Origin of the sequence: Pseudomonas edaphica (assembly GCF_005863185.1) — a bacterium.
In the GTDB taxonomy this organism is placed as follows: domain Bacteria; phylum Pseudomonadota; class Gammaproteobacteria; order Pseudomonadales; family Pseudomonadaceae; genus Aquipseudomonas; species Aquipseudomonas edaphica.
Genome location: NZ_VBVZ01001105.1, coordinates 1 through 693 on the forward strand (window position 1 = coordinate 1; position 693 = coordinate 693).

Annotated in this window: 1 protein-coding gene; it reads right to left on the reverse strand. The window is 62.6% G+C overall.

Annotation, left to right across the window (positions count from 1 at the left end):
• Positions 1-693, reverse strand: a 693-nt coding sequence (locus tag FEM54_RS33515; protein ID WP_477749755.1) for a phosphohexomutase domain-containing protein, incomplete at both ends; no start/stop codon positions are given.

A 693-nucleotide genomic window follows, 5' to 3' on the forward strand; every position in this document is an offset into this window, starting at 1 on the left:
GCCATATTCCTTGATCAACGGCGTGAGGCGGCGGGTGCACTTCACGTCGAAGATGATTTCGGCGTTGGCGTTGCGCGCCACCACGTCACGGGCAAACAGCATCAGCAGGCGGTCGGCGAACACGTTTTCGCCGGTGTTGGTCACCACGCCAACACGGTCGCCGTCACCGTCGAACGCCAGGCCCACGTCGGCGCCGGTTTCCTTGACCTTGGCGATCAAGTCCACCAGGTTTTCCGGCTTGCCTGGGTCCGGGTGATGGTTGGGGAAGTTGCCGTCGACGTCGCAGAACAGCGGGATCACTTCACAGTTGAGGGCTTCGAGCAGTTGCGGAGCGATCACGCCAGCCGCGCCGTTGCCGCAGTCCACCACCACTTTCAGGCGGCGGGCCAATTTGACGTCGCCGGTGATCTGGTCAGAGTAGCGTTGCAGAATGTCGACTTTGGTGACACTGCCTTTGCCGCTGGTCAGGTCGTTGGCCTTGAGGCGGTCGTGCAGGGCCTGGATCTGTTCGTTGGCCAGGGTGTCACCGGCAATCACGATCTTGAAGCCGTTGTAGTCCGAGGGATTATGGCTGCCGGTGAGCATCACCCCGGACTTACCGGCCAGTACGTTGGCCGCGTAGTACAGCGCTGGTGTCGGCACCAGGCCGACGTCGCTGACGTGGCAACCGCTGTCAGCGAGGCCCTGGATCAG